Source organism: Streptomyces sp. NPDC000941, assembly GCF_053599555.1.
Genome location: NZ_JBSFMM010000028.1, coordinates 39,123 through 64,700, shown reverse-complemented (window position 1 = coordinate 64,700; position 25,578 = coordinate 39,123). Strand labels below are relative to the sequence as shown.

General features: G+C 69.6%; 8 protein-coding genes and 2 pseudogenes. 3 read left to right on the top strand and 7 right to left on the bottom strand.

Going from position 1 to position 25,578, the window contains the following annotated elements:
• Positions 1–3,280: pseudogene (locus tag ACWDSL_RS12290) on the bottom strand (non-ribosomal peptide synthetase); the annotation flags it as partial.
• Between the two features lie 177 nt (positions 3,281–3,457).
• Between ACWDSL_RS12290 and ACWDSL_RS12285 the strand changes: the two are divergent.
• Positions 3,458–4,492, top strand: a complete 1,035-nt coding sequence (locus ACWDSL_RS12285; protein WP_450484392.1) for a 2-ketoarginine methyltransferase — start codon at positions 3,458–3,460, stop codon at positions 4,490–4,492.
• On the opposite strand, the gene ACWDSL_RS12280 is transcribed toward ACWDSL_RS12285, so the two are convergent.
• Both ACWDSL_RS12280 and ACWDSL_RS12275 read right to left on the bottom strand, forming a co-directional pair.
• The gene (locus tag ACWDSL_RS12280) at positions 4,489–5,658 is read right to left on the bottom strand and encodes a beta-methylarginine biosynthesis bifunctional aminotransferase (RefSeq protein ID WP_450484390.1); all 1,170 of its coding nucleotides are present in this window, start codon (positions 5,656–5,658) and stop codon (positions 4,489–4,491) included. The two genes, ACWDSL_RS12285 and ACWDSL_RS12280, sit on opposite strands and share 4 nt — an antisense overlap.
• Positions 5,658–6,710, bottom strand: a complete 1,053-nt coding sequence (locus ACWDSL_RS12275; RefSeq protein ID WP_450484388.1) for an inosamine-phosphate amidinotransferase 1 — start codon at positions 6,708–6,710, stop codon at positions 5,658–5,660. Before ACWDSL_RS12275 ends, ACWDSL_RS12280 begins: the two co-directional genes overlap by 1 nt.
• A 148-nt stretch (positions 6,711–6,858) precedes the next feature.
• Between ACWDSL_RS12275 and ACWDSL_RS12270 the strand changes: the two genes are divergently transcribed.
• Both ACWDSL_RS12270 and ACWDSL_RS12265 read left to right on the top strand, forming a co-directional pair.
• Positions 6,859–8,091, top strand: coding sequence for an MFS transporter (locus ACWDSL_RS12270; protein WP_450484386.1), 1,233 nt, complete (start codon positions 6,859–6,861; stop codon positions 8,089–8,091).
• Entirely contained in the window at positions 8,079–11,954 is a 3,876-nt protein-coding gene (locus tag ACWDSL_RS12265; RefSeq protein WP_450484384.1) for a non-ribosomal peptide synthetase, read from the top strand. The genes ACWDSL_RS12270 and ACWDSL_RS12265 overlap by 13 nt, the downstream gene beginning before the upstream one ends.
• On the opposite strand, the gene ACWDSL_RS12260 is transcribed toward ACWDSL_RS12265, so the two are convergent.
• The 4 genes and pseudogenes from ACWDSL_RS12260 to ACWDSL_RS12245 all read right to left on the bottom strand — a co-directional run bounded on the left by ACWDSL_RS12260 (position 11,882) and on the right by ACWDSL_RS12245 (position 25,455).
• Positions 11,882–17,575 carry an amino acid adenylation domain-containing protein gene (locus tag ACWDSL_RS12260; protein ID WP_450484382.1) on the bottom strand — a complete coding sequence of 1,898 codons (5,694 nt, stop codon included), beginning with the start codon at positions 17,573–17,575 and terminating at the stop codon, positions 11,882–11,884. The genes ACWDSL_RS12265 and ACWDSL_RS12260 overlap by 73 nt on opposite strands.
• Positions 17,576–17,885: 310 nt before the next feature.
• Positions 17,886–22,163, bottom strand: coding sequence for a discoidin domain-containing protein (locus ACWDSL_RS12255; protein WP_450484381.1), 4,278 nt, complete (start codon positions 22,161–22,163; stop codon positions 17,886–17,888).
• A gap of 11 nt (positions 22,164–22,174) precedes the next feature.
• Positions 22,175–22,969 (bottom strand): annotated as a pseudogene (locus ACWDSL_RS12250) (ThuA domain-containing protein); the annotation flags it as partial.
• Between the two features lie 23 nt (positions 22,970–22,992).
• Complete coding sequence (locus tag ACWDSL_RS12245) at positions 22,993–25,455, bottom strand: carbohydrate-binding protein (RefSeq protein ID WP_450484379.1); 2,463 nt, start codon at positions 25,453–25,455, stop codon at positions 22,993–22,995.
• Positions 25,456–25,578: the final 123 nt, after the last annotated feature.

The following is a 25,578-nucleotide window of genomic DNA, read 5'->3' as shown; positions in this document are numbered from 1 at the left end:
TGTCGATGAACCGCGGCCGCGGCCGGGCCCGGTCGGCGGGAACGACGATCTGAACCAGCACCCCCTCACGTTCGGCATAGAGCGTACGCAGGACCTCGTGCCGCGCCGTGAGGTCGGCCAGTGCCGCGGTCAGTGCGTCGCGGTCCACCGCCCCCTGGATCCGGGTGACCATCGGGACATTGTGCGTCGCGTCGGGGCCGTGCAGCCGATGCAGGAACCACAGGCCACGCTGGACGGGGGACAACGGCAGCACCTCGGGGCGCGGCACGACCGCCACCACCCCCGGTGGTGTCCGGTCGGCCGACTCCTCGGCGAGGCGCGGGGCCAGTTGGGCGACGGTCGGCGCTTCGAACAGGGTGCGCACCTTCAGCCGGACGCCGAACCGGACCCGGATGCGGTTGATCAGTCGGATGGCGAGCAGAGAATGGCCGCCCAGGTCGAAGAAGCTGTCGTCGGGGCCGACCCCGGTCATCCCCAGCACCTCGGCGAACAGCGCGCCCAGCGTCCGTTCGGGCTCGCCCAGGGCCGCCGGCCCATCGGGGCCCGGGGCGTGCGCCGGGGGCGTCGGAAGGGCCTTGCGGTCCAGCTTGCCGTTCGGCGTGAGCGGCAGGGCGTCGATGGCGATGACGGCGGACGGAACCATGTACTCGGGAAGCGCCGACCGGACGTGATCGCGGAGCTCGGTGGCGTTCGGCACCCGGCCCGGCGCGGGCACCACATACGCCAGCAGCCGCTGTTCATGGGCCACCACGACGGCGCGGGCCACCGACTCGTGCGCGTCCAGCACCGCCTCGATCTCCCCGGGTTCGATGCGGAAACCGTGCACCTTGACCTGGTCGTCCACCCGGCCCAGGAACTCCAGCGCGCCGTCGCGGGTCCGTCGGCCCAGGTCACCGGTGCGGTACATGCGGGCGCCCGAGCCGTCGCCGTACGGGTCGGCCACGAACCGCCCCGCGGTCAGGCCGGGGCGGGACAGATAGCCATGGGCCAGCTGTGCGCCCGCGAGGTAGAGCTCCCCCACGGCACCCGGGGGCACCGGCCGCAGGGCCGTGTCCAGGACGTAGACCCGGGTGTTCCAGACCGGGCGGCCGATGGGGACCGGATCCACGCCGGGGACGACCTGGGCGGCCGTCACATCCACCGATGCCTCGGTCGGGCCGTAGAGGTTGTGCAGCTCGGCGGTCGGCAGGACCTGGTGGAAGCGTCCGGCGAGCGACGCCGGCAGGGCCTCGCCGCTGCAGATGACGCGCCGCACAGTGGTGCACCCGACCGCCGACGGCTCTGCCTCGAGCGCGTCCAGAAACGCTTCGAGCATCGACGGCACGAAGTGCGCCGTGGTGATCCCCTCGGACTCGATGAGCTCGGAGAGATAGGCCGGGTCGCGGTGGCCGTCGGGCTCGGCCACGACCAGCGTGGCCCCGGTGACCAGCGGCAGGAAGAACTCCCACACCGACACGTCGAAGCTCGCGGAGGTCTTCTGCAGCACCCGGTCGGCGCCGCTCAGCCCGTACTCGTGCCGCATCCACAGCAGTCGGTTGACGATGCCCGCATGCGGCACGACCACACCCTTGGGGCGGCCGGTGGAGCCCGATGTGTAGATCACGTACGCGGGCAGGCTCGGAGCGTACGCCTTCGGCAACTCAGCGGGCGGGCCGTCCGGCGCCGCCCCGTCCAGGACGAGGACCGGACGGGCGTCGTCCAGCATGAAGGCGGTCCGCTCGGCCGGATACCGGGTGTCAAGCGGCAGATAGGCCGCCCCTGTACGGTGCACCGCGAGCAGCGTCGCCACCAGCTCCACCGAGCGCGGCAGCGCGACCGCCACCGTCTCCCCCGGCCCCGCGCCTTTCCCGGCGAGCACCCGCGCCAGCCGCTCCACCCGTGCGTCCAGGTCCGCGTACGTCAGCCGCTCATCACGGAAGACCAGCGCGGTCGCGTCGGGTGTCCGCGCCACCTGCGCGCGGAACAGCTCCGGCAGGGTCGTGGACGGCACCTCGTGGGCGGTGTCGTTCCACCCGTCCACGGCCCACGCGCGCTCGTCCGCGACCAGCACGTCCAGTCGGCCCACCGGCTGTTCCGGGTCTGCCGCCACTTGCTCAAGCAGGCGGACCAGTCGCTGCGCGAGCGATTCGGCCGTGTGTGGGTCGAAGAGATCGCGACGGTAGGCGATCCGGCCGTGAAGGCGGCCGTCGGGCCCTTGTTCGGCGAGGTCGAAGGCAAGGTCGAACCGGAGGTCGTACGCGTCCGCCGCGAGGGGGCCCACCATCACCTGGCAGAGCGGATGCCGTGCTGGATCGAACGGCAGGTCCTGGTGCTCGTGGGCCGTCAGGAGCGTGGTATGGACCTGGGTGAGAAGGTCGTCGAAGCCGCTGTCCCCAGAGAGGTCGACGCGCAGTACCAGGGTGTTCGCGAAGCGGCCGATCAGGTCCCGCGACTCGCCGTGGGGTCGGCCGGAGACCGGTATGCCGAGCGGGATGTCGTCGCCCGCGCCGACGCGGTGCAGCAGGGCGGCGACGGCTGCCTGCGCCACCGCCGACATGCTGATACCTCGGCTGAGGGCCCATTCGCGCAGCGCCCGCGCCGGCTCCGCGCCGACCGTGAAGTCCACGGTGGCGGCCTGTCGGCCGGGCACCTGCCTCCGAGGCCGGTCGACGGGCAACCTCAGCTCCTCGGGCAGGCCGGCCAACTGATCGGTCCAGTAGTCGCGTTGCCGATCCCCCAGCTGCTCAAGCCGGTTGGCCGCCGCGGTCACGTGATCGGCGTAACGGGGCGCAGGGCCCCACTGTGGCGCCCTGCCACCCGTGCGCGCCGTGTAGGCGGTGTCGAAATCCCTGAGCAGCGGGCGTACGGACCAGGTGTCGATGGCGATGTGGTGGACGGTCAGGACGAGGGTGGCGTCCTGTGGGCCGGTGGCGATGAGTTCGGCGTGCAGGGGAAGGTCGGTGGACAGGTCGATGACGTGGGCACAGGCCCGGGCGATGGCATGCTCCGCCTGCTCGGCCGTGGTGTCGGTGAACCGCGGCCGCGGCCGGGCCCGGTCGGCGGGAACGACGATCTGAACCAGCACCCCCTCACGTTCGGCATAGAGCGTACGCAGGGCCTCGTGCCGCGCCGTGAGGTCCGTCAGCGCGGCGGTGAGCGCCTCCCGGTCCACCACGCCCTGGATCCGGGTCACCACCGGGACATTGTGCGTCCCGTCGGGGCCGTGCAGCTGATACAGGGACCACGGGCCACGCTGCGCCGGGGACAAGGGCAGCACTTCGGGGCGAGGTGCTGTTGACGCCGCGGGACCATGTGAGGACTTCTTTTCGGGCATTACCATCGACCTGCCAATCTTCGCTCACACTATGGCGTCAACCACTGGGGTCCGCAGCTTAATTGTGCTCTGTGGCACGTCGGCCGAGGATGCCCTCTGTGATGTTTACGGAATCGCGGGGCGCTCGAAAGGGATATATCGCAAATGAATGATTTCGAACCTCGTCTGATAGAGGCGCTGCAACCGGTGCGCCACTTCTTCCTGGCGCAGGCGATCGAGTTCGGCCTGACCTCTGGGCTGCTGGACGAACTGGCTGCCGACCGGACGACAGCCGACCGGTCACCGGCGGATGTGGCGAAACGGTTGAGTATGGACCCCGAACGCCTCCTCGGCCTCCTGCGCTACTTCGCGACCGAGGGCATCGTGCGCGATCCCGAGACCTCCCCACGGCTGACGCACAAGGGGGAGGAGACGCGTCGGTTCCGACCGTGGTACGAGCTGCTGATCGGCGGGTATTCCGCGACCCTTGGGGAACTGCCGGCCGTCATGGCCGACCCGGGGGCGTATGCGGGACGTAACGGCGGCATGGTGGGCCTGGGCAGCTGCGGGATCAGCCGCCACGATGCCATACCTCTGGTACGGCGCCTGCTGGCGCTGCTGCCGGAGGAGCCCGCGGTCGTGGTCGATCTCGGCTGCGGGGACGGCTCGTTCCTGCTCGAAATCCGCGCGGACGGGGGCCGGGGAATCGGCATCGACCCGGACGCGAGCAGTATCGCGCGCGCCCGTGCGCTCTCCCGGGAACAAGGACGCGGGTCGGAGATGACGTTCGATGTGTCCACGGCTCAGGATTTCCTGTCCCGCAAACTCGATCTGCCGCACCGCTCGGCCTGCTTCATCACCGCGTTTTCCCTTCAGGAAGTTCTGGAACAGCGCGACCGCGGGGCAGTGGTCGACCTTGTGCGCTCCGCTCTGGAGCAGGCGCCGGATTCCTATCTGATCGTTGTGGAGGTCGACCATCGGCCTACCGACCCCGCTGTTATGAGGCATGGCCTGGGGCTGGCCTACTACAATCCCTATTACCTGTTGCACCAGGTGACGGAGCAGCGGCTCGAGACCGCCGAATTCTGGCGGGACCTCTTCACCGAAGCGGGTGGTTCGGTCGTCGAGTGCCTGACCACTGACCCGGAGGTCGACTCGACCGGCCTTGAACTCGGCTTCCTTGTCCGGAAGACCGGTTAGGTCCGCTGCCGGACTTCCCAAGCGGCCATGGCCCGGTCGAGCAGTGCGAGACCTTCCTGGATCGTCCGGGGTGCCAGGCCGGTGGGAAAGCGAATGAATCCCGGGATCACCGGAGCGTAGTTCTCCGATGTCGTGAGCACGAGCCGGTATTCGTCGAGAGCGAAGTCGGCGAAAGCCTCGACATCGGCCATCCCGAGGTCCATCCAGAGCTGGGTGCCACCGTTCGGCAGCGGGGCGTCAAGGAGGTGGTGACCGGCCGCGCCGCGCCGTATGGCGTCGCGGCCGGCCCGAACCCCGTCGACCAGCGCGGCATTTCCATGGCCGATGACCACCGCCGCGAGCTGCTGCGCCCGGCTGTTGATCGAAACGGCCTCCCACTCCAGACGGGGGACGATTCGGCCGACCGTCTCTTCATGTCCGGTGATCCAGCCGATCCGGTCGCCGGGCCGTCCATAGTTTTTCGACATGGAGTTCACCACGACCAAGTCAGTCCTGCTGACCGCCAGATCGACGGGAGCAGCACAGAATTCCGGTCCGAAGGAGAAGGAATCGTAGACGGCGTCGTAGACCACCAGGACGTCGTGCGCATCCGCGAACCTGCTCAGGAAACGCGGATACCCGGCCGCCGCCGTGGCTCCCGTGGGGTTGTGCGGGAAGTTGACGTACAGGACCGTGGGCTCGCGGCACATCGGGGCGAGCACGTCCCAGTCCTCCGCCGACCCCGTGAGCGTGACCGTCTCGACCGCCAGCCCTGCCGCCAGCATCGCGTCATGCACTCCGCGGAACACCGGAGCCTGGCAGATCGCCTTCCGGTATCCCCTGGCGACGCTGTCCCGGAACACAAGCCCCAGAGCGTGCATACCGCCGGCGCTGACGACGATGTTCGACGGATGCACGGCCGCGCTTCCGGACATCTCGCGCTCGCGCCGGGCTATGGCCTCGCGCAGGACCGGCAGCCCCTGCGAAGGCGCGTAGAAGTACGGAGCGTCGTCGGAATCCGGAGCAGCCGTACGAGATTCCGGCCGCTTCCCCTCCGGCCAGCAGGGAACGTTCTCCACGAGAACCGACCATGGTTCGTCGGGCCGCGACTCGGCGATCGCCAGCCGACGCTGCAGGGCGGACACAACCGGTGTTGCGAGGTTCTTTTCGATGAACTCCGATCGCATCAGCGGTACGTCTCCAGTGTTCCGGTTCTGCGTATGTCGAGGGAGACGCAGTGGAACGATCCACCCAGGGTGCGCGCGTGGGTGAGGCGCATCGGAAGGACGTCGATCCCGCGCTTCTCCAGAGCGCGGAGAAGCGCGGGCTGCCGCTCGTCCGCCACTACCAGATCCTCTCTGATGACCAGGAGGTTCATGCCGACCCAGGGGGAACCGTAGGGGTACTCCCCCACATACTCGGTCTCGGTCATTTCCGGGCACCAGAGATGGTCCCAGCCGCGGAGGTAGTCCGGCATGTTCTTGTCGTTGACGCGCTCGGGATTGAGGAGTACGAGTCCGGGCCGGAGCGGGACGATGGTGGTGTCGATATGGGTTCCGGTGTAGATGTCACGGCAGGGATGAACCGTATAGGTGTCCCCCAGCGCCGACTGGAGCCATTTCCAGCCCAGTTCGTTTCCGCTGTCCGACACCAGATACAGCAGATCCGTCCCGCAGCGCATCACATTGGCGGCGTCGAATGCGGGTTCCAGGTTTCCGAGCCGCCGTCCGGGCTCGGCGTCCATGTCGTACATGTCGTCGCCGAGCCGCGGCTTCGGAGCCGATATCCATCGCGCTCCGCTTTCGAAGAACTCCAGCAGCATGTTCTTGTAGGCAAAGGGTTCCAGGAATCTCGACCGAAGAACCATGGGGGTCTCGATGACGGTGCTGCCCACGGTCAGAAAGACATCGCGCGGGCAGTAGTCGTAGAAGCCGTCGGTCTGCCAGTCCGGGGTGGCGAGCTTCGCCGTGTGATCGCGGGCCCCGGGCCGCCGGACCTTCACGCCGAGCTTCGTGAGCTCATCGCAGAGCATGGACAATTCATGCTCGGTCTCCTCGAGAATATGGTGCGCATACGGACCGGAAGGGATTTTGTCGACCGTACCGTATTCCGGGTACTCCAGGGTGAACAGGCCCTTGTCGGGGATCGGTACGCGTGCGCCGGTCGCGGTGCCGATGATGACTTCTTCGAGCGGATCCCATTCGTTGTGCACATCGACCAGACTAAACGGATTTGTCACGGCAAACCCCTCCCCGTCGCCCGCATACGCCGTCATGACTGCGGGCAATCTAGGAGATTCCGCGGCCCGGCGACAAGCCTTGCACATTTGATCTCGGCCCTGAAATCATGGCCGAATTATTTTGGGCGTCGGCAAGCGGGGGCAGGGGATGGCGTCGGCTGAAGCGGGTGAGACGACCGCGGGTTTGCGTCCGCTGCGCAGGAACTGGCGCTTCCAGCTGCTCTGGGGAGGTGCCGCGGCGTCGCTGCTCGGCTCCCGCATGTCCACCACCGCGTATCCGCTCCTGTTGCTGGCGATGACCGGATCGACGTTCGCCGCCGGAGCGTTCAGCGGAGTGCAGCTTCTGACGCAGGTGCTCTTCGGGATCCACGCGGGCACTGTCGCGGACCGTCACGACCGCAGGGTGGTCCTCGTCGTGGCCGACGGGCTGCGATTCCTGGCGTCCCTGACCGTCCCCCTCGCCCTCGCGATGGACCGGCTGACCCTCACCCATATCCTGCTGGTCGCGGTGGTGGTCGGCGCCACCATGGCCTATGCGTTTCCGGTCCGGACGCTCGCGATTCGCTCGGTCGTGCCCAAGGCCCAGCTGCGGCAGGCACTCGCCCAGGACGGCTTGCGGACCAACGGTACGGGTCTGCTGGGGCCGCCGCTCGCGGGATTCCTCTTCGGGCTCGGCCGTTCGGCTCCGTTCATCGGCGCGGCTGTCGGTTCGCTGCTCTCGTTCGGCGCGGCCTGTGCGGTCCCGTTCGACGGCAAGGCGGAGACGAGCGGGGGGAAGGCGCGCGGCGGAGCCCTGGAGGGAATCCGTTTCCTGGCCCGGAGCCCGCTGCTGCGGGCCACGGTGGGCATCACCTTCGCGCTCTATCTGGTCTGTTCCGCCACGGTGCTGTCGTGCCTGGTGCTCCTGCAGCGCGACGGGGTCGGCAGTGCCGGCATCGGCCTCGCCCTGTCCGGCGAGGCGGTGGGCGGGATCGTCGGGGTGCTCTTCGTCAGCCGGCTGCACCGGCTGATGGGCCCCGGGAAGCTGCTGATCGCCGCGTCCTGGCTCTATGTGCCGCCGCTCCTGGTGCTGCCGCTGTCCAGCAGCCCGGTCCTGGTCTTCTTCGTACTCGCGGTGATGCTGCTCAGCGACCCGTCGCTCGATGTGATGACCGATGTGCTGATCTTCCAACAGGTCCCCGACGAGCTGAGGGGCCGGGTCATGGCCGCGACCTTCATGCTCTTCACCCTTGGAATGCCCGCCGGGACGCTCGGCAGCGGTCTGCTGCTCGACTTCCTTTCGCCCGGCGTCATGTTCACACTGCTCGCGGCGGTACTGGCGGTCGCTCTGGTACCCGTAACCCTCAACCGCACACTGTGGGAGTCCGGATGGCCGGCCTGATTCCGCTGTCCTTCGCCCAGCAGCGCCTGTGGCTCATCGACCGGCTGGAAGGGCCCAGCGCGGTCTACAACGTCCCCTTGGCGCTGCGATTCTCCGGGCCGGTGAACCATGCCGCCCTCGAGGCCGCCCTGCGGGATGTGATGGTCCGCCACGAGAGTCTGCGCACGGTGTTCACCGAGAAGGAGGGGGCCGCGCACCAGGACATCCTCGGTCCGGAGGCGCTGAGCGTGCCGTACGAGGTGGGTGAGACGGATGAGGCGGCGCTCGCCCATGACCTCGAGGAGTTCGGCGCGCGCCCCTTCGACCTGGCGCGCGAGCTGCCCGTCCGCGCCCGGCTGTTGCCGCTGTCACCGGAGGAATCGGTACTGGCGCTGGTGATTCACCACACCGCCTGCGACGGCTGGTCCATCGGCCCGCTCTTCCGTGACCTCGGGACCGCGTACCGGGCGCGGTGCCAGGCGGATGGCCGCGCACCGCAGTGGGAACCGCTGCCGGTCCAGTACGCGGACTACGCCCTCTGGCAGCGGGAGATGCTGGGAGACGAGGACGACCCGGACAGCGAGGTGTCCCGGCAGTCCGCCTTCTGGTCCGCCGAACTCACCGGCCTGCCGGAGCAGTTGTCGCTGCCCGCCGACCGGGCCCGGCCGGCCGTGAGCGACTTTCGTGGTGGGGCCGTACCGATCGAGGTCGGCGGCGAGGCCCACCGCGGACTGACCCGGTTGGCACGGGACGCGCGGGCCAGCTCCTTCATGGTGGTCCAGGCCGCGCTGGCGCTGCTGCTGACCAGGCTCGGGGCCGGCACCGACATCCCGATCGGCACCGTGACGGCGGGCCGCGACGAGGTGGCGTTGGAGGAACTGGTCGGCTTCTTCGCCAACACTCTGGTCCTGCGTACCGACACCTCAGGCAACCCCACCTTCCGGGAGCTGCTGGAGCGCGTGCGGAGCGGGACCCTGAAGGCGTACGCACACAGCGAGCTTCCGTTCGAACGAGTCGTGGAACTCATCAGCCCCGAGCGGTCCCTGGCCAGGCATCCGCTCTTCCAGGTGATGCTGGTCTTCGAGCCTGAGGGTGATGCCGTCCCCGACCTGCCGGGGTTGCGGGTCGGCCTCGAAGAGGTGGACACGCGAAGCGCCAAGTTCGATCTGACCGTCAGTCTGAGGGAGCGATTCGGCGGCGACGGTGAACCGGTCGGCCTTTCGGGGGAACTCCGGTATCGCACCGACCTGTTCGACCATGGGACGGCCGAACGTATGGCCACCCGTCTGGTACGGATCCTGGCCGCAGCCGCGCGGAACCCGGAGCTTCCCGTCAGACGCATCGACATCCTCGACGCCGCCGAGCGCCATCATGTGCTGACCGAGTGGAACGACACCGGCCTGGACGCACCCGCCCCGAGCCTGCCCGCGCTCTTCTCGGCCCAGGCCGCCCGGACCCCGGCCGCACCGGCCGTGTCCGACGGCGGCCTGGTGCTCACGTACGCGGAGCTGGACGCGCGGGCCAACCAGCTGGCGCATCTGCTGGCCGCACGCGGAATCGGCCCGGAGAAGCTGGTCGCGGTCGCCCTGCCCCGTTCCGCGCAGGCCGTCATCGCGCTCCTGGCCGTCCTCAAGGCAGGGGGCGGCTACCTTCCGCTGGACCCCGGCTATCCGGTGGAACGGCTCGGCGCCATGCTCCGTGACGCCCGGCCGGAGCTGGTCCTCACCACGGCACAGGCCGACCCGACGGCCGAGCCGACCATCCCCCGGCTGTGCCTCGACAGCTCCCCGGTCCAGGCCGAGCTGGAGAGCCGGCCCGCCACCGATCCGGCCGTGCGGACACTTCCCGGTCATCCGGTCTATGTCATCTACACCTCAGGATCGACAGGCCGCCCCAAGGGGGTCATCGTCACCCACGGAGCTCTGGCCGACTACCTGGCCTGGGCACGCCGGGCCTACCCGGCGACCGCCGGTACGGTTCTGCTCCATACGTCGCTCTCGTTCGATCTGACGGTCACCGCCCTGTGGACACCGCTGACGGTCGGCGGCTGCCTGTTCACGGCCTCGATCCCGGAGCTGGCCGAGATGGCGGAGCCGGCCGGTATGGAGTTCACCTTCGTGAAGGCCACACCGAGTCATCTGCCGCTGCTGGCCGAGGCATCCGACATCTGCTCGCCCACCGGTCAGCTGCTGCTCGCCGGCGAAGCCCTGACTGCCGAGGCGCTTCACAGCTGGCGCCGCCGACACCCGGACATGACCGTGCACAACGTGTACGGACCGACGGAGACCACGGTCAGCTGCGCCGACTTCCCCGTGGAGCCCGGTGCCGAGCTCCCGCCCGGACCGGTGCCCATCGGCCGTCCCCTGGCCGGCACCCGGATCTACGTACTGGATTCCGCGCTGGCTCCGGTGCCGCCCGGTGTCGTGGGCGAACTGTACGTCGCGGGCTCGGGCCTGGCCCGGGGATATCTGGGCCGGCCGGGACTGTCGGCGGAGCGGTTCGTCGCATGCCCTTTCGGGGCCCCGGGCGAGCGGATGTACCGCACCGGCGATCTCGCACGGTGGCGGCCGACCGGGGTGCTGGACTTCATGGGGCGGGCCGACCAGCAGGTCAAGGTCCGTGGCTTCCGCATCGAACCCGGCGAGATCGAGACCGTACTGGCCGCCGACCCGGTCGTGGCCCAGGTTTCGGTGGTGGTTCGGGAGGACGGACGGGGAGACCAGCGGCTGGTGGCGTACGTGGTGCCCGCCAAGGACACCATGGTGGACGACTCGGCCGTACGCGAGCGGGCGCGGCGGCTGCTGCCGGACTACATGGTGCCCGCCGCCGTGGTGCCGCTTCCGGCGCTGCCGCTGACGCCGAACGGCAAGCTCGACCGCGCGGCCCTGCCCGCGCCGCGGGCCGGCATCGCGAAGTCGTGCCGGGGACCGGGCACGCCGGTCGAAGAGGTCTTGTCCGAACTGTTCGCGGAAGCTCTCGGCGCCGAGTGGGGGATCGGCGCCGACGAGGGGTTCTTCGAACTGGGCGGCCACTCGCTGCTCGCCGCCCGGCTGGTCGGCCGGATCGCCGCCCGGCTGGGCGTGGAAGTGCGGCTGCGAGACCTGTTCGAGGCGCCTACGGTCGCTGCCCTCGCCAGGCGTCTGGGCCGGGTCGGCGAGCGCGACGGGGCGGCCTTCGACGTCCTTCTGCGGCTTGGGGCGGGCGGTTCGGACACCCCGCTGTTCTGTGTGCATCCGGGTGGTGGCATCAGCTGGTGCTACACCGGGCTGATCCGCCATCTGCCACCGGATCTGCCGGTGTACGGACTACAGTCCCGGGCGTTGTCGCACGAGGCGACGCGCCCCGCGACCATCGAGGAGATGGCGCGCGACTACCGCGAGCAGATCGTCTCGGTGCAACCCGTCGGCCCGTACCGGCTGCTCGGCTGGTCCTTCGGCGGTCTCGTCGCGCATGCCGTCGCCGTACAGCTCCAAGAGGCGGGCGAGGAGGTGCGGTTCCTCGGCATGCTGGACAGCTATCCGGAATTCCATGACGACGGCGACCGGCTTCCCCGGTGGGGGGAGGACGACGCGGTGGAACTTCTCCACGAGGCGATCGGTGGACTCGACGGGCTCGCGGCGGACGAGATGCCGCGGGTGCTGGCCGCCCTGAGGCACCACCGTGCGCTGTGGCGGGGTTACGTACCCCGGCGTTACCGGGGAGATCTCCTCTTCTTCACCGCCGCCCTGGACCGGCCCGAGGGCCGGGACGCGGTCAGGGAGTGGACCCCTTTCATCGATGGGACGATCGATGAGATCTCCGTCGAGTGCGCTCATCCGGCGATGCTGTCCTCCGGACCGTCGGCCGTGATCGGAAGAGCGCTGGCAGCCGCGCTCTCCCCCTGACCTGCCCGGCCCACGAGATCCACAGAGCCGTCGCCGCGCAGCCGGGCCCGGGCGCCGGTGCGGTACATCCGCCCGCCGGACGGCCCGTACGGATCGGCCACGAAGCGCTCCGCGGTGCGGGCCGGGCGCCCCGGGTAGCCACGGGCAGGCCCCGGACCGGGCAGGTACAGCTCGCCGACGACGCCGGGCGGCAACCGCCGCCCCGCTCCGTCCAGTACGTAGGCCGGAGGCCGGTCGGCACTCGGGTAGGTGTCCGCGACCTGCCCGGCCGAGACCTGGCCGGCCGAACGGCGGGACGTGACGGTCACGCGGCCGCCACGCAGCAACTGCCCCCACCATTCCCATACGGTGAAGTCGAAGACGTCGCCGAGCCCGGGCCAGGTACCGGCCCCGGTGATCACACGCAGCACGTCCTGGTGGGAGAGGACGGCCCCCAGGGGTTCGCCATCCTCGCCCGCTGCCCGGACCACGCAGGCGGCGCCGGCCGGCTGTGGAGCCGGTGTACGGACATCCGGCGGGGTGGCCGGACGCGGTTCGCCGATGACCAGTGTGGGCAGGTCGGCGGGGAGGAACCAGGCATGGGCGCGATCCGTGACGGTCAGAACGGGCGGGCAGTCGGTCGGCAGCAGTTCGAGGCGATCGTGTGGCGCACCGGGGTCGAGCGGAAGACAGCAGCCTCCGGCTCTGAGCACGGCGAGCGTCGCGATCACCAGGTGGGCCGAGCGCGGGAGCGCCACCGCCACGGTCAGCTCCGGTCCCACCCCCGCCTCTCGCAGCATCAGCGCCATCTGGTCCGCCCGCTCGCCGAGTTCGGCGTACGTGAGCTCGGTGGCGCCGTACACCACCGCGATCCGGTCGGGTGTGCGCCGGACCTGGGCGTCGAAGAGGGAGCTGACGGTCTGCCCGTCGGCGGTCTGCCCGTCGGCGATCGACGGTGGCGGGCGCTCCGCGCCGGCCGGCGGTGCCGCGAGCGGGCCGGTGGCAGAGAGGGGCAGATCGGACAGGCGGGTGTCCGGGGCTGCCGCCACGCTGTGCAGCAGCGTGCGCCACAGGGAGGTGATCCGCTCAGCGGTGTCCGCGTCGAAGAGTTCGGTGCGGTACGAGAGCACGCCCTGGAGCCCGGAGTCGGTCTCCCAGAGCTGCATGCCGAGGTCGAACTGTGAGGTGCTGACGTCGAACGGTACGGGCTCCACGTCAAGTCCGGTCAGCTCGGCGGTCTCCGGGGCGTTGTTCTGCAGTACGAAGAGCACCTGGGCCAGCGGATTGTGCCATGGGCTCCGGTCCGGGTTCAGCTCCTCGACGATCTTCTCGAACGGCACGTCCTGGTGCGCGTAGCCGTCCAGCGCCACTCGCCGTACCTGGTCCAGCAAGGATCGGAAGGTGGGATTCCCGGAAAGGTCGGCGCGCAGCGCCAGGGTGTTGACGAAGAAGCCCACGAGACGGTCGAGTTCGGTACGGCCCCGGGCAGCGGTCGGCACGGCCACCACGATGTCTTCCTGACCGCTGAGCCTGCCCATCAGGCAGTGGAAGGCCGCGAGCAGGGTGATGAACACCGTGGCGCTCCCGGCCTGGCTGACGGCGCGGATCCCGTCCAGAACATCCGCCGGGACGCGGAATTCCACGACCCGACCCGCCGAACTGCCGGCAGCCTCACGAGGTCGATCGAAGGGCAGTTCGACGGCCGTCGGCGCGCCGGCCAGCCTTTCCTTCCAGTAGACCAGTTGGTGTGCGAGAACCCCGTCCCGCAGCCAGTCGCGCTGCCACACCGCGTAGTCGGCGTAGCTCACCGGCAGCTCGGCCAGGCCCGCCCGCTCCTGGTGCCCCCCGGCCGCGTAGAGGGCGGCCAGGTCCTCGAAGAAGACGCTGCCGGACCAGCCGTCGGTGACGAGATGGTGCATGGTCAGCAGCAGGATGTGCTCGTCGGCGGCCAGCCGCAGCAGCTCCGACCGCATGAGCGGTCCCCTGACCAGGTCGAAGGGGCGTATGGCCTCCTCGCCGACCAGCCGCTCGGCCTCGCGCGTCCGCTCTTGCTCCCCCAGCCCGCTGAGATCGGTGAGAGCCAGTTCCCAGAACGGCGCGGGCCCGATCTCCTGCCACGGCTCGCCGTCATCGGAACCGAAGACCGTACGCAGCACCTCGTGGCGTTCGACCATCGCCTCCAGACTCCGCCGCAGCGCCTCCCGGTCGAGCGCGCCGCGCAGCCGCAGCGGAGAGGCGATGTTGTAGGCCGGACTGCCCGGCTCCAACTGGTCGATGAACCACAGGCGTCGCTGGGCGAACGACAGCGGGAGCCGCTGTCCGGCGACGTGGGGCAGGGGCACGATCGGCGGCGTCGTCGGTGTGCCGGCCCGCAGCGACGCCTCGGCCCGTTCGGCGAGTCCCGCGATGGTGGGGCTCTCGTAGATCGCGCGCACCGGGAGCTCGGCCCCCAGATCGGTGCGGATCCGGGCGAGCACCTGGGTGGCCAGGAGTGAATGGCCGCCGATGGAGAAGAAGTTGTCGTGCACGCCGATGCCGCCGAGCCCGATACTGCCGACCCCGATGAGGGCGCTCCAGATGCCCCCGATGATCTCCTCGACCGGGTTGCGTGGCTCGGCGCCGCCGCCGACCTGGGCGGACAGCTCCTGTTCGGGGCTCGGCAGCCCTCGGCGGTTGAGCTTTCCGTTGGAGTTGAGCGGCATGCTCTCCAGCAGCACGATCGCTGAAGGGATCATGAAGCCCGGCAGCCGCCCACGGAGGTGATCGCGTAGCCGGGCCCTGGTCTCTCGCTCCCAGGTGGGCCGCGTTTCGCCCGAAGTCGGCCACCGTCCGGCGGCGACCGACGCATAGGCCACCAGATGCCGGTCCCCAGGGGCCTTGTCATGCACGATGACCAGGACGTCCTCGACATCCGGGTGGCCGCGCAGGGCTTCCCCGACCTCCCCCAGCTCGACCCGGAAGCCACGGACCTTCACCTGGTGGTCGGACCGGCCGACGATCTCGATCGTGCCGTCGGGTCGGTACCGGGTCAGATCACCGCTGCGGTAGAGCCGCGCCCCGGGGACCCCGCTGAACGGATCCGGCACGAAACGGGTCGCGGTCAGGGCCGTCCGGCCGAAGTAGCCGCGGCCGACGCCGTCACCCCCGACATAGAGCTCACCTGCGACTCCGGGCGGGACCGGCTGCAGCGCGCTGTTGAGGATGTAGATCCGGCTGCCCGGCAGCGGGCGGCCGACCGGGAGGGCGCCATCGGGGTCGTCGCCGGGGTGCCCCTCGGCGAAGTGGGTGTTGTCGATGGTGGACTCGGTGAGACCGTAGGTCCCGGCCATCACGGTCCCCGGGTGGCACAGCCGCCGCGCGCGCTCGAAGTCGCGTACGTACCAGACATCGCCACCCGCCATGAGGAAGTCCAGGAACTCCAGCGACTCCCCGCTCGCCTCGACATGGTCCAGGAACACCCGCAGCAGCGGCGGCACGAACTCCGCGCTGTTGACGCCTTCCTGGCGCATCAGGTCGAGCAGCTCCGGCGGCGACAGCGAGACCTCGCGCGGGCACACCACCAGCGTGGCGCCGGTGAACAGCGCGCGCATGGTGTCGCCCATGAACATGTCGAAGGAGAAGCTCGCCATCTGCACATGAGCCCTCAGGCGCCGGCTCAGGCCGTAGCGCTCCTCGAACGAGTGGAAGTAGTTGGCGAAGTTCGCGTGCGTGAGCATCGCGCATTTGGGGGTTCCGGTCGAGCCGGAGGTGTAGAGCATGCCCGCGAGATTCGACGGGTGCACACCGGTGACCGGCGGGAGCGTCGGCTGGGACCGTATCTCCGGGTCGTCCCTGTCGATCAGGAGGACGGGTACGGCGTCGGCTCCGGTCAGGGCCGCTGCCGTGGTGGCGTCGGAGATCAGCAGCGAGGCCTTGGAGTCCGCCAGCATGAACGCCAGGCGCTCCGCCGGGTAGTCCGGGTCCAGCGGGATGAAGGTGCCCCCCGCCTTGAACACCGCGAGCAGGGCGACCAGGGTCGCGGCCGAGCGCTCCAGGCAGATGCCGACGCCGGTTTCGGCCCCGACCCCTCGGGAGCGCAGGGCGTGCGCCATCTGGTTGGCGCGCTCGTCCAGCTGCCGGTAGGTGAGGCGCTGATCCCGCCACACCACCGCGAGGGCTTCCGGCGTGCGGCGGACCTGCTCCTCGAAGAGGGTGTGCAGACACCGGGGCTCACCGCGCTCCGAGCCGGTGTCGTTCCAGCCGGTGTCGTTCCAGCCGGTCAGGATCTGCTCGCGTTCCGCCGGGAGGAGCAGGCGCAGTGCGCTGACGGGCCGGTCGGGATGGGCCAGGGCGTCTTCGAGCAGCTGCCGCAGGTGTCCGGCCATCCGCCGGATCGTGGCGGGCTCGAACAGGTCGGTGCTGTATTCCAGCTCGCAGACCAGCCGCTCCCCCAGATGCCTGACACCCAGGGTGAGATCGAACCTGGCCGAGGTGCGCGGCAGGTCGATGCGCTCCACCGCGAGCCGGGCGAACTCCGGTGCCTCCTCTGCTCCCTCTGCTCCCTCTGCTTCCTCGCGGCCTTCCGACGCGCGGAACAGCACCTGAAACAGTGGGGTGGAACTCGGATCACGTTCCGGCTGAAGGATTCTGATCAGCTCTTCGAAAGGCATATCGCCGTGCACACGGGCTTCCCGCACCGCCGCGTCCACCCGGCGGACGACCTCGCCGAAACCGGGCTCGAGCCGGGCGCTGGAAAGGTCGCTGCGGAGTACCACCGTGTTGGCGAAGTGCCCGATCGCGCTGTCCGGTTCGCCCTGCGGCCGGTTGGGCAGGATTGTGCCCACCGCGATGTCCCGCTGGTCGCAGTAGTGAGCGAGCAGGGTCTTGAACGCCGCGAGGACCGTGGTTGCCACGGTGGTCCCCCGGCTGTCGCTGAAGCCGGTCAGCCGGGCCGTCAGCTCCTGGTCGAGCTCGAAGCTTTGGGCTGCCCCGCGTCCGCTCCGTACGGCGGGCCGACGTCTGTCGCACGGCAGCCGCAGCATCGCGGGCACGCTATCGAGCCGCTTCCGCCAGTATTCCAGCGAGGCGGCGTACGACCGGCCGCGCTGCTCTCGCGCGTAGTCGGCGTACCGCGGGGAGGGCGTGGGCAGCACGAGGGGCCGGCCGTCCCGGAACGCCGCGTAGACGTGCCCGAGCTCGCGAAGCAGCACCTCCATGGATGCGCTGTCAAGGACGATCTGATGCGCGGTGACGGCCAGCGCGTGGTCCTCGCCGGACAGGCGCACCAGCCGCAACCGGATCAGCGGCCCCGACGCAAGATCGAAGGGAGCGTCGGCCTCCTCGCTCAACAGCCGCTCCGCCTCGGACTCCCGCCGGTCCTCCGGGAGCCCGCCGAGATCGGTGAAGGACAGCGGAAGTTCCGCGCCATCGGCCTGTACGCACACCGGCACGCCGGCTCTGTCGGGGAAGCGGGCCCGGAGTGTGTCGTGGCGCCGCACGATCTCGCCGAAGGCCCGACGCAGCGCCTCGATATCCAGGTCTCCCCGGATGCGCAGGGCGACAGCGACGCTGTGGACCGAGTTGCCCGGCCGCAGTCTGTCGAGGAACCAGAGCTGCTCCTGTCCGAAGGACAGCGGCAGATCGTGTGGGGCTGAGTCGGCCATAACCTCACCAGGAACCGATGGAGCACTGCCAAGGCGATGAGATTAGCGGATCATCAGCCCGCCGCACCGTCGCGCCGGGCGACTCAGACCTCGGGTAGGGACGGATCGGGTGTCCAGGGGTTCGGTGCGGTGATGGCCCAGCGTTCGTGGTCCCGCCAGCCCCCGTCGATGTAGAGGTAGGCGGACGCAACCCCTTCGTAGCGGAAGCCCCGCCGCTGGACCAAGCGCCGCGCAGGCTCCGCCCGTGTACGACGACGCGGGGCCTCTCTCCTTGGGGAGAGGCCCCGTGCCGTTCGGTGCTGTTCCCGGTCTACTCGACGTTGATCTTGAACGTGCTGGTCGTGTTGCGGAAGTCCTGGGCGTTGCCGCTCATCCGCAGGTTGCGGAAGGTGGCTTCGCCGACGGCGGGGCCCTGACCGGGTTCCGGGAGTTCGTTGGCCCAGATGCCGAACCCGGACTTGGCGTCGAACGCGTCTCCGCTCTTCTTGGAGTTGGTGATGGAGATATCGGTGAGGATCGTGTCCTTCACCGGGAACTGCGGCTGACCGCCGACGTAGTTGGTCTGGAACATCACGCCTCCGTAGGTGGAGTCGTCGATGTCGACGTCGTTGACGCGGATGCCCTGAAAGACCTTGGAAGCTGAGAACGCCCAGATGGCCGGGAAGACCTGCGCGCCCCAGAAGTGGCCGCCCGTCCTTTCCAGGGAGACATTCTCGATCGTCGTGGGGTCGGTCCCGAAGCCGTTCATCGGATAGCCGAAGTCCAGCGAGGAGATCGTGATGCCGGAGTAGACCAGGGTGTCGGCGACGCGGATGTTGCGGAAGGTGTTGTTGTAGCCGCCGTAGACGGCGATTCCGGCGGCCCGCCAGGTGAGTGTGGAGGTCAGGTTCTCGTAGAGGTTGTTCTTCTCGTCGGCTCCGCCCGCGTCGATGGCCGAGAAGAGGGCGAAGCTGTCGTCGCCCGTGGCCCGGGCGTCGTTGTTGACGACGTGGTTGTCCGTGGAGCCGTTCGTCATGTTGATGCCGTCGGCGAACATGTCCCGGATACGGGAGTTCTGGATGGTCATGTAGTCGGTGTTGGCCCCCCAGTAGAGGCACACCATGTGCTCGACCCAGATGTTGTCGATGGTGATGTCGGAGACGCCTGCGAAGTCGAACACCTTGCCCGGTCCGTCGATGCGGGACGTGTAGTTGCCGAGGTAGGCGAATCCGGCGAACGTGGAGCCCTTGGCGGTGGCGTCGGCCCGGAAGCCGATGTCGGTGTTCTCCTGTGAGGAGGGCGCGTGGAAGCGGGTGAACCACGGTCCGGCTCCGATGACCTTGACCGCCTTGCCGTAGACCTGGAACTTGCTGGAGGTCTCGTAGTCTCCGGCGGGCAGGTAGACGCCGACGAGCTTGCCCGTCGTGTCCATACGGACCTTGTCGAGCGCGTTCTGCACATCCTGGTGCGAGAAGCCGGCCGGGACCGCATAGCCGGCCGGGTCCGGGTTCGCAGCCGCGGTCGCCTGCTCGGTGTTGATGAAGTCGATGGCGTAGGTGGAGGTGTTGGCCACGTCCTTCTGGAGCCGGATCTTGGAACCAGCCGGAACGGTCTTGCCGAGCAGCAGGTTCGCCTCGTCGTAGATGTGGCGGGGCGCACCGGAGCCGGGCGAGTTGCCGGGTGCCGTCTCGTTGCCGTACAACCAGGCGTACTTCGAGGTCAGATCGATCGCTTTGAGGAACTGGCCGTCCACGTAGACGTTCAGCGTCGTGTTGGTGCCGTCGGGGATGGAGAAGCGGGTCACCAGGGTGTTGGTGGCCGCGCGGGTGGTCCACTCGACGTACTGGCCGGTCGCGCTGAGGGTGACCGCCTTGCGGCCGCTGGCCTCGCCGGCGAAGTCGCCGATGGTCCGGTTCGGGCCGACGACCTTGGCTCCGCCGCCGGCCGTGCCGTCCTCGGCCTCGTACATGTCGTACGGCATGTCCGCGCCGCGGCCGACGAACAGGGGCTGCGTGGTGGTGTTGTTGGCCCGTTTGACCGGCACTTCGTTGGCGTCGTCGGCGATGACGGTCTTGACGGTGTACTTGCCGTTGGCGGCCGTCCACGAGCCGAGGCTGACGGGTGCGGTCGTCTGACCGGCCGCGATGGCGCCACTGTAGGAGCCGGTCAGGGTCTTGACGGTGGCGCCCTTGGAGTCCTGGACCGTCAGCGTCACGTCGTGGGCGCCCGAGGCCGAGGCCGTCGTGCCCTGGTTCTTGATCGCGACGGTGAACTTGACGTCGTCACCGGCCGACGGGCTGGACGAGGCCCATGAGACTGGCGCGGCGACCAGGTCGGAGCTGGAGACCGGTTTGACGACAAGGGCGTCGGAGCGGGTGAAGACGTTGTTCGCGTCGTTCTGCTCGATGACCTCGTTCGACGGGTCCACTTCGGCGCCGACCGCGTAACTGCCCGCGTCCCGGGTGCCGATGCTCGCGGTGACCGTCTTGGACTCGCCGGCCGCGAGGGCCGGGACGTCCGCCGTGGCGGCCTTCGTGCCGCCGAGCGTGAAGTTCAGGTCGGTGGCCTTCGACGCCTTGGTGCCGCTGTTGGTGACGGTCGCCGAGAGGCTGACGGCGTCCGTCTCCTGCGGGGCGGCGGGCATGTTCGTGATGCCGGTGACCTTGAGGTCCGGGTTGGCGGCCGGGGTGCCGATCACCTGGAACTCGGCGACCTGCGCGCCCGGAGCGCCGGAGTTGGCGGTGAACTTCAGCTGGATGTCCGCGGCCGCGCCGGAGACCGGGATCGTCACGGTGTTGCCACTGGACGGGTTGAAGGTGTAGTCCTTCGCCGCCACGAGGCTGGTGAAGGCCGTCGCGTCCTGGTCGCGGCCGAGCACCTGGATGTTCTGGGTCCGCGTGGACCAGGCCGCGTCCGGGTTGAGCTTGACGACGACCTGGCCGAGGTCGGCGTTGGCGCCCAGCTTGGTGGTGAGGGTGGCCGGGTAGGCGCCGCCCGCGCTCTCCCAGTAGGTGCTGGTCCGGCCGTCGTTGGCGTTGGTGGCCACGTAGGTGAAGGTGTACGAGGATGCCTCGATGGGCTTGCCCTGGGCGAGGTCGGAGTCGGAACCGGATCCGGGCCGGGTGACGCTGTTGCTCGCCGCCGACACGTTCCCGGCAGCGTCCTTCGCCTGCACGTAGTAGGTGACCGTCGCCGCGGCTGACGGGGTGTCGGTGTACGTCGTGACGTCGCCCGCCACGGACTTGACGAGCCGGCCGCCCGCGTAGACGTCGTAGCCGGTGACCTTGACGTTGTCGGTCGACGCCTGCCAGGTGAGCTTCACCTCGCTGCCGGACTGCGTGTAGGCGAGGTTGCCGGGCGCCGTGGGGGCCTGGGTGTCGCCGCTCGTTCCCTTGCGGGTGACGCTGTTGCTGTTGGCGGAGACGTTGCCCGCGGCGTCCTTGGCCCGGACGTAGTACGTGATGTCGCTGTCGGCCGGCTGGGTGTCCGTGTACGTCAGGACGCTCCCGGCGACGCTCGCCCGCAGCTGACCGCCCGCGTAGATGTCGTAGCCGGTCACGCCGGTGTCGTCGGTGGCCGCGTTCCAGGTCAGCTTGATCTGGCCGGTGGCCGGCTCGGTGTAGCTCAGGTTCGTCGGCGCGGTGGGTGCCTGGGTGTCGCCGGTGGCCGGTCCGTAGACCTCGAGCTCGGACAACTGCCCGGCGGGCCAGCCGTCGTTGGCAGTGATCAGCACGCGCACATAGCGCGTCGTGGTGGTGTCGAGGGCGATGGTCGCCGACTGGTCGTTGCCGCTGACGTCCTCGAAGGTATATGCCTTCGAGGACGTCAGGTCGGTGAAGTTCTGGTTGTCCGCCGAGCCCTGGATCTTGAGCGTCTGACTGCGGCTCGGCCATCCGCTGGGCAGCCGCAGGGCCACCTGGTTCACCTTGACCGACGATCCGAGATCGACCTGGAGCCACTGGGGAAAGGCGTTGTTCTTGCTCTCCCAGTAGGTGGCCCGGTTGCCGTCACCGGCGTTGGCCGCCCCGTAGACGTCGGCGTGCCCGCTCTCGGTGAAGGTCTTGCCCAGGGCGAGGTTGGGGGTCGAGGCGGCGGCCGTGAAGACCTGCATCTCGCCGAGCTGGGCGGTGGGGGCGACCGAGTTCTTGCTGAAGTCGGCGCGCACGTACCGGGCGAGGGTCGCGGGGAAGGAGATCTCGACCGTGTTGCCGTTGCCGGGGCTGAAGACGTACTGCGCCGACGACTTGAGCGTGGCGAAGCTCTTGCCGTCGAAACTGCCCTGGAGGGCCAGTGTCTGCTTGCGGGTCTGCCAGTCGGCGGGCAGGCGCAGTACGACCTGGCGGACGCGCTCGGTCCGGCCGAGGTCGGTCTGCACCCACTGGGCGGACTTCTTTCCGGCCTGCCAGTAGGTGTCGGCGTCGCCGTCGGCGACATTGGCGGCCGAGTGGGTGCCGAGGGCGCTGCCGGACTTGGCCGGGGCGTCGGCGGCGGCGTTGGGACCACCGGCCGCCTGCGCGCCGACGGCGGGCAGGCCTAGAACCATGACACTGGAGGCGAGCGCAGCAGTTGCCGCGCGCCGTCTCCAGGATCTCGGCTGGTGTCGAGTCATGCGAGGTCACTCCCTGCGGATGCCGAGCAGTCAGCGGACGCCGCACCGGACGCGTACCGGAGCGCGCCCAGCAGCAGCGCCCGGAAGTCCGGGTCCGCGTAGGACTCGGCCGTATGGCCGAGACCGGTGTAGAAGGAGCGGCCGGCGCCTTGCGCATGGCACCAGGTGATCGGGTGGTCGCCCATCTCCCCGCCGCTGTACGAGGCCTCGTCCAGGCTCTGCAGCACATGCACCGAGGAGCGGGGGTTGGCCTGGTAGTTGTACCACTCGTCGGTGCGGGTCCAGTCCGTGCCGAGGTGGGCGGTCGCCGGGTGGCCGCGGTCCTCGTTGACGATCCTCGCCTGCTGAATGGCGGGGTGGCTCTTGAAGCGGGCGCCGACGAGGTCGCCGTAGTACCCCCAGCCGTACTCGGTGTCGGCGGCCGCGTGGACGCCGACGAAGCCGCGGCCTCCGTCGATGTGTGCCTGCAGCGCGTTCTGCTGGGCGTCGTCGAGCACGTCGCCCGTGGTGCTGAGGAAGACGACCGCCTCGTAAGCGGCCAGGTTGGCCGGGGTGAACGCGGTGGGGTCCTCGGTGGCGGTGACCGTGAAGTCGTTCGCCGAGCCGAGGGCCCGGAGCGCATCGATACCGGCCGGGATGGAGTCGTGCCGGAACCCGGTGGTGCGGGAGAAGACGAGCACGTCGTACGAGGCGTCGACGCTCGCGGCGTCGGCGCTCGCAGCCTGGGCGAGTCCGCCCAAAGGCAGCAGAACGGCGGTGAGCGCCGGCACGGCGGCGGCCGCGGTGCGGCGTAAGGATCTGAACATCTCGGAGCTCCTGTCTCCAGTGGTCAGCGGCTCACGGTGAAGGTGTCCAGGTCGAACAGGTTGCCCTGGCCGGTCGGCCCGCGGAACACCAGATAGAGCTCGGTGGTGCCCGGCGCCGCGCCGCTGAGCTGGGCGGTGACGTCGGTGTATGTCTCCCAGCCTCCGGTGACGGGCACGGTGGCCTTGCCCAGCAGCGTGCCGGTCGGCGCGCCGGCGCGTACCTCGAGGGTGCCGCCGGCACCGCCGGAGGCCACCCGGGCGGTGATGCCGGTCGCCGTGGCGAGCGCGTACGGCTTGAAGGCGATCCAGTCGCCGTCGTCCGTGAACCCGACGGTCTGCCCGCCCTCGGCGGGGGCGTGGGAGGCGAGTTGGATGCCCGACTGGGTGGTGAAGTGCTCGGCCTGCCGGTGCCGGGGCTGCAGGATGTGCTTGCTGTGGCCGGTCAGGCCGCCGGCGTCGGTATAGGTGGCATCGAGGACGCCATAGAGGTTCGCGGCCGCGTCGTGTTCGCCGTCCGGCGGAATGGCGATCGATCCGGAGCAGCCGTTGGTGCTGGTGATCTGGTGTTCGTGGCTGTCATGGCCGAGGAGATAGGTGAGTTTCACCTTGGCGCAGTCCACCTGCCCGTCCTCGGGGTCGCTCGCCTCGATGGTGAACGGCAGGGTGTCGCCGAAGGTGAAGAGCGCCCCGTCGTCGGGGGTACGCAGGGTCACGGTCGGCGCGGTGTTGCCGACGGTCACGACGAGGCTGGCCGTGCCGGTGAGTCCCTGCGGGTCGCGTACGGTGAGCGTGGGACGGTAGGTGCCGTTGGCCGGGTACGTGTGGGAGGGGTCGGCGGCCGTCGAGGTCGAGCCGTCGCCGAAGTCCCAGGAGTAGGTGAGCGCGCCGCCCTCCGGGTCGGAGCTGCCCGCGGAGGAGAACTGCACGGCCAGCGGGGCCGGTCCGGAGGTCTTGTCGGCCGCCGCCTTGGCCACCGGGTTGCGGTTGCTGCCGCCCACGTACTCGATGCGGTAGAGGGCCTGGTTGCCGCCGCCGGTGCCGTAGTCGAGCACGTAGAGCGCCCCGTCCGGGCCGAAGTCGCTGTCGATGATCTGGGTGCCGGTCCAGGGGAAGTCCTCGATGCCGCCCGGGGATCCGTCGGCGTTCACGGTGATCGCCTTGATCCACTTACGGCCGTACTCGGTGGCGAAGTAGTGGCCGTCGAGGGACCGCGGGAACTTCACCGAGGAGCCGAGGTCGGCGTCGTAGCGGTAGACGTCGCCGGCCATGGGCGACTCCGAGCCGGTGCCGAACTCCGGCGGGGAACCGGCGTCGCCGCCGTAGCGGATCCAGCTGGGCTGCGCGGCGGGCAGCTTGGCGAGTCCGGTGTTACGGAACGAGTTGTTCGCCGGTCCGCCGGCGCAGTCGTACGTGGCACCCGACGGGCCGCTGGGGAAGGTGTACTCGGTGTAGGTCTCGGTGGTGGTGTTCGTCCCCGTGCAGTACGGCCAGCCGAAGTTGCCCGGGCCGGTGATCCGGTCGAACTCGACCTGGCCGCTGGGGCCGCGGTTGCTGTCCGTGGAGCCCGCGTCCGGGCCGTAGTCGCCGAGGTAGACGGTGCCGGTGGGCTTGTCGACTGACATCCGGAACGGGTTGCGGAAGCCCATCGCGTAGATCTCCGGGCGGGTGTTCGCGGTGCCGGGCGCGAAGAGGTTGCCGGACGGGACGGTGTAGCCGCCGGCCGCGGTGGGCTTGATCCGCAGCAGCTTGCCGCGCAGGTCGTTGGTGTTGCCGGCGGACCGCTGGGCGTCGAACTGGGGGTTTCTGTCGTTGCGTTCGTCGAGCGGGGCGTAGCCGCTGGATTCGAAGGGGTTGGTGTCGTCCCCCGTCGTCAGGTAGAGATTGCCGTCCTTGTCGAAGTCGATGTCGCCGCCGACGTGGCAGCACTGCCCGCGGTCGTTGGCCACTTCCAGGGCCACCTTCTCGCTGCCCGGGTCGAGGGTGCCGTCGGACCTGAGCGTGAAGCGGGAGAGGTTGAGATGGCCCTTCCAGCGCTCGAAGTCGGCGGCGGTGCCGGTGGTCGGGGCGTCACCCGCCGGCGTGGCGAGCTTGGGCGAGTAGTAGACCCACACGTATCGGTTGGTGGCAAAGCCCGGGTCGGCGGCGATGCCCTGCAGCCCCTCCTCGTCGTGGGTGTAGACGTCGAGCTTGCCCGCCACCTTGGTGTTGCCGACGGCGTCGGTGATGCGGACCGTGCCGTCGCGGGCGGTGTGCAGCACCGATCGGTCGGGCAGCACCGTCAGGGACATCGGCTCGCCCAGTTCGTCGGGGCCGGTGGCGAGCTGGACCTGCTGGTAGTCGCTCGGCGGTATCGCCGCGGGGGCCGACCGCGGGGCGGGGGCGGCCGAGGCCGGGGCGGCCGCGGCGGTGAGACCGCCGAGCAGCAAGGCCAGCACGCAGGTGAAGGGGCGTAAGACCTGGCGTACGGCATGCGGGCGTGAGGGCATGGAGCTTCCTCCTGACGTGCTGATGGAATGTCAGGCGTGACGCTCTGCAGGGGAATTGCGTGATCCTGCCAACAAATTGCAGCAGGGATCGATGTTTTGCAGGGTGTAGGCATGTTTCGGATT

What these genes read in the sequence shown, in the direction of transcription:
- ACWDSL_RS12285 (WP_450484392.1), top strand. Translation starts at nt 3,458, where the DNA reads ATGAATGATTTCGAACCTCGTCTGATAGAGGCGCTGCAACCGGTGCGC.
- ACWDSL_RS12280 (WP_450484390.1), bottom strand. Translation starts at nt 5,658, where the DNA reads ATGCGATCGGAGTTCATCGAAAAGAACCTCGCAACACCGGTTGTGTCC.
- ACWDSL_RS12270 (WP_450484386.1), top strand. Translation starts at nt 6,859, where the DNA reads ATGGCGTCGGCTGAAGCGGGTGAGACGACCGCGGGTTTGCGTCCGCTG.
- ACWDSL_RS12265 (WP_450484384.1), top strand. Translation starts at nt 8,079, where the DNA reads ATGGCCGGCCTGATTCCGCTGTCCTTCGCCCAGCAGCGCCTGTGGCTC.
- ACWDSL_RS12260 (WP_450484382.1), bottom strand. Translation starts at nt 17,575, where the DNA reads ATGGCCGACTCAGCCCCACACGATCTGCCGCTGTCCTTCGGACAGGAG.
- ACWDSL_RS12255 (WP_450484381.1), bottom strand. Translation starts at nt 22,163, where the DNA reads ATGACTCGACACCAGCCGAGATCCTGGAGACGGCGCGCGGCAACTGCT.
- ACWDSL_RS12245 (WP_450484379.1), bottom strand. Translation starts at nt 25,455, where the DNA reads ATGCCCTCACGCCCGCATGCCGTACGCCAGGTCTTACGCCCCTTCACC.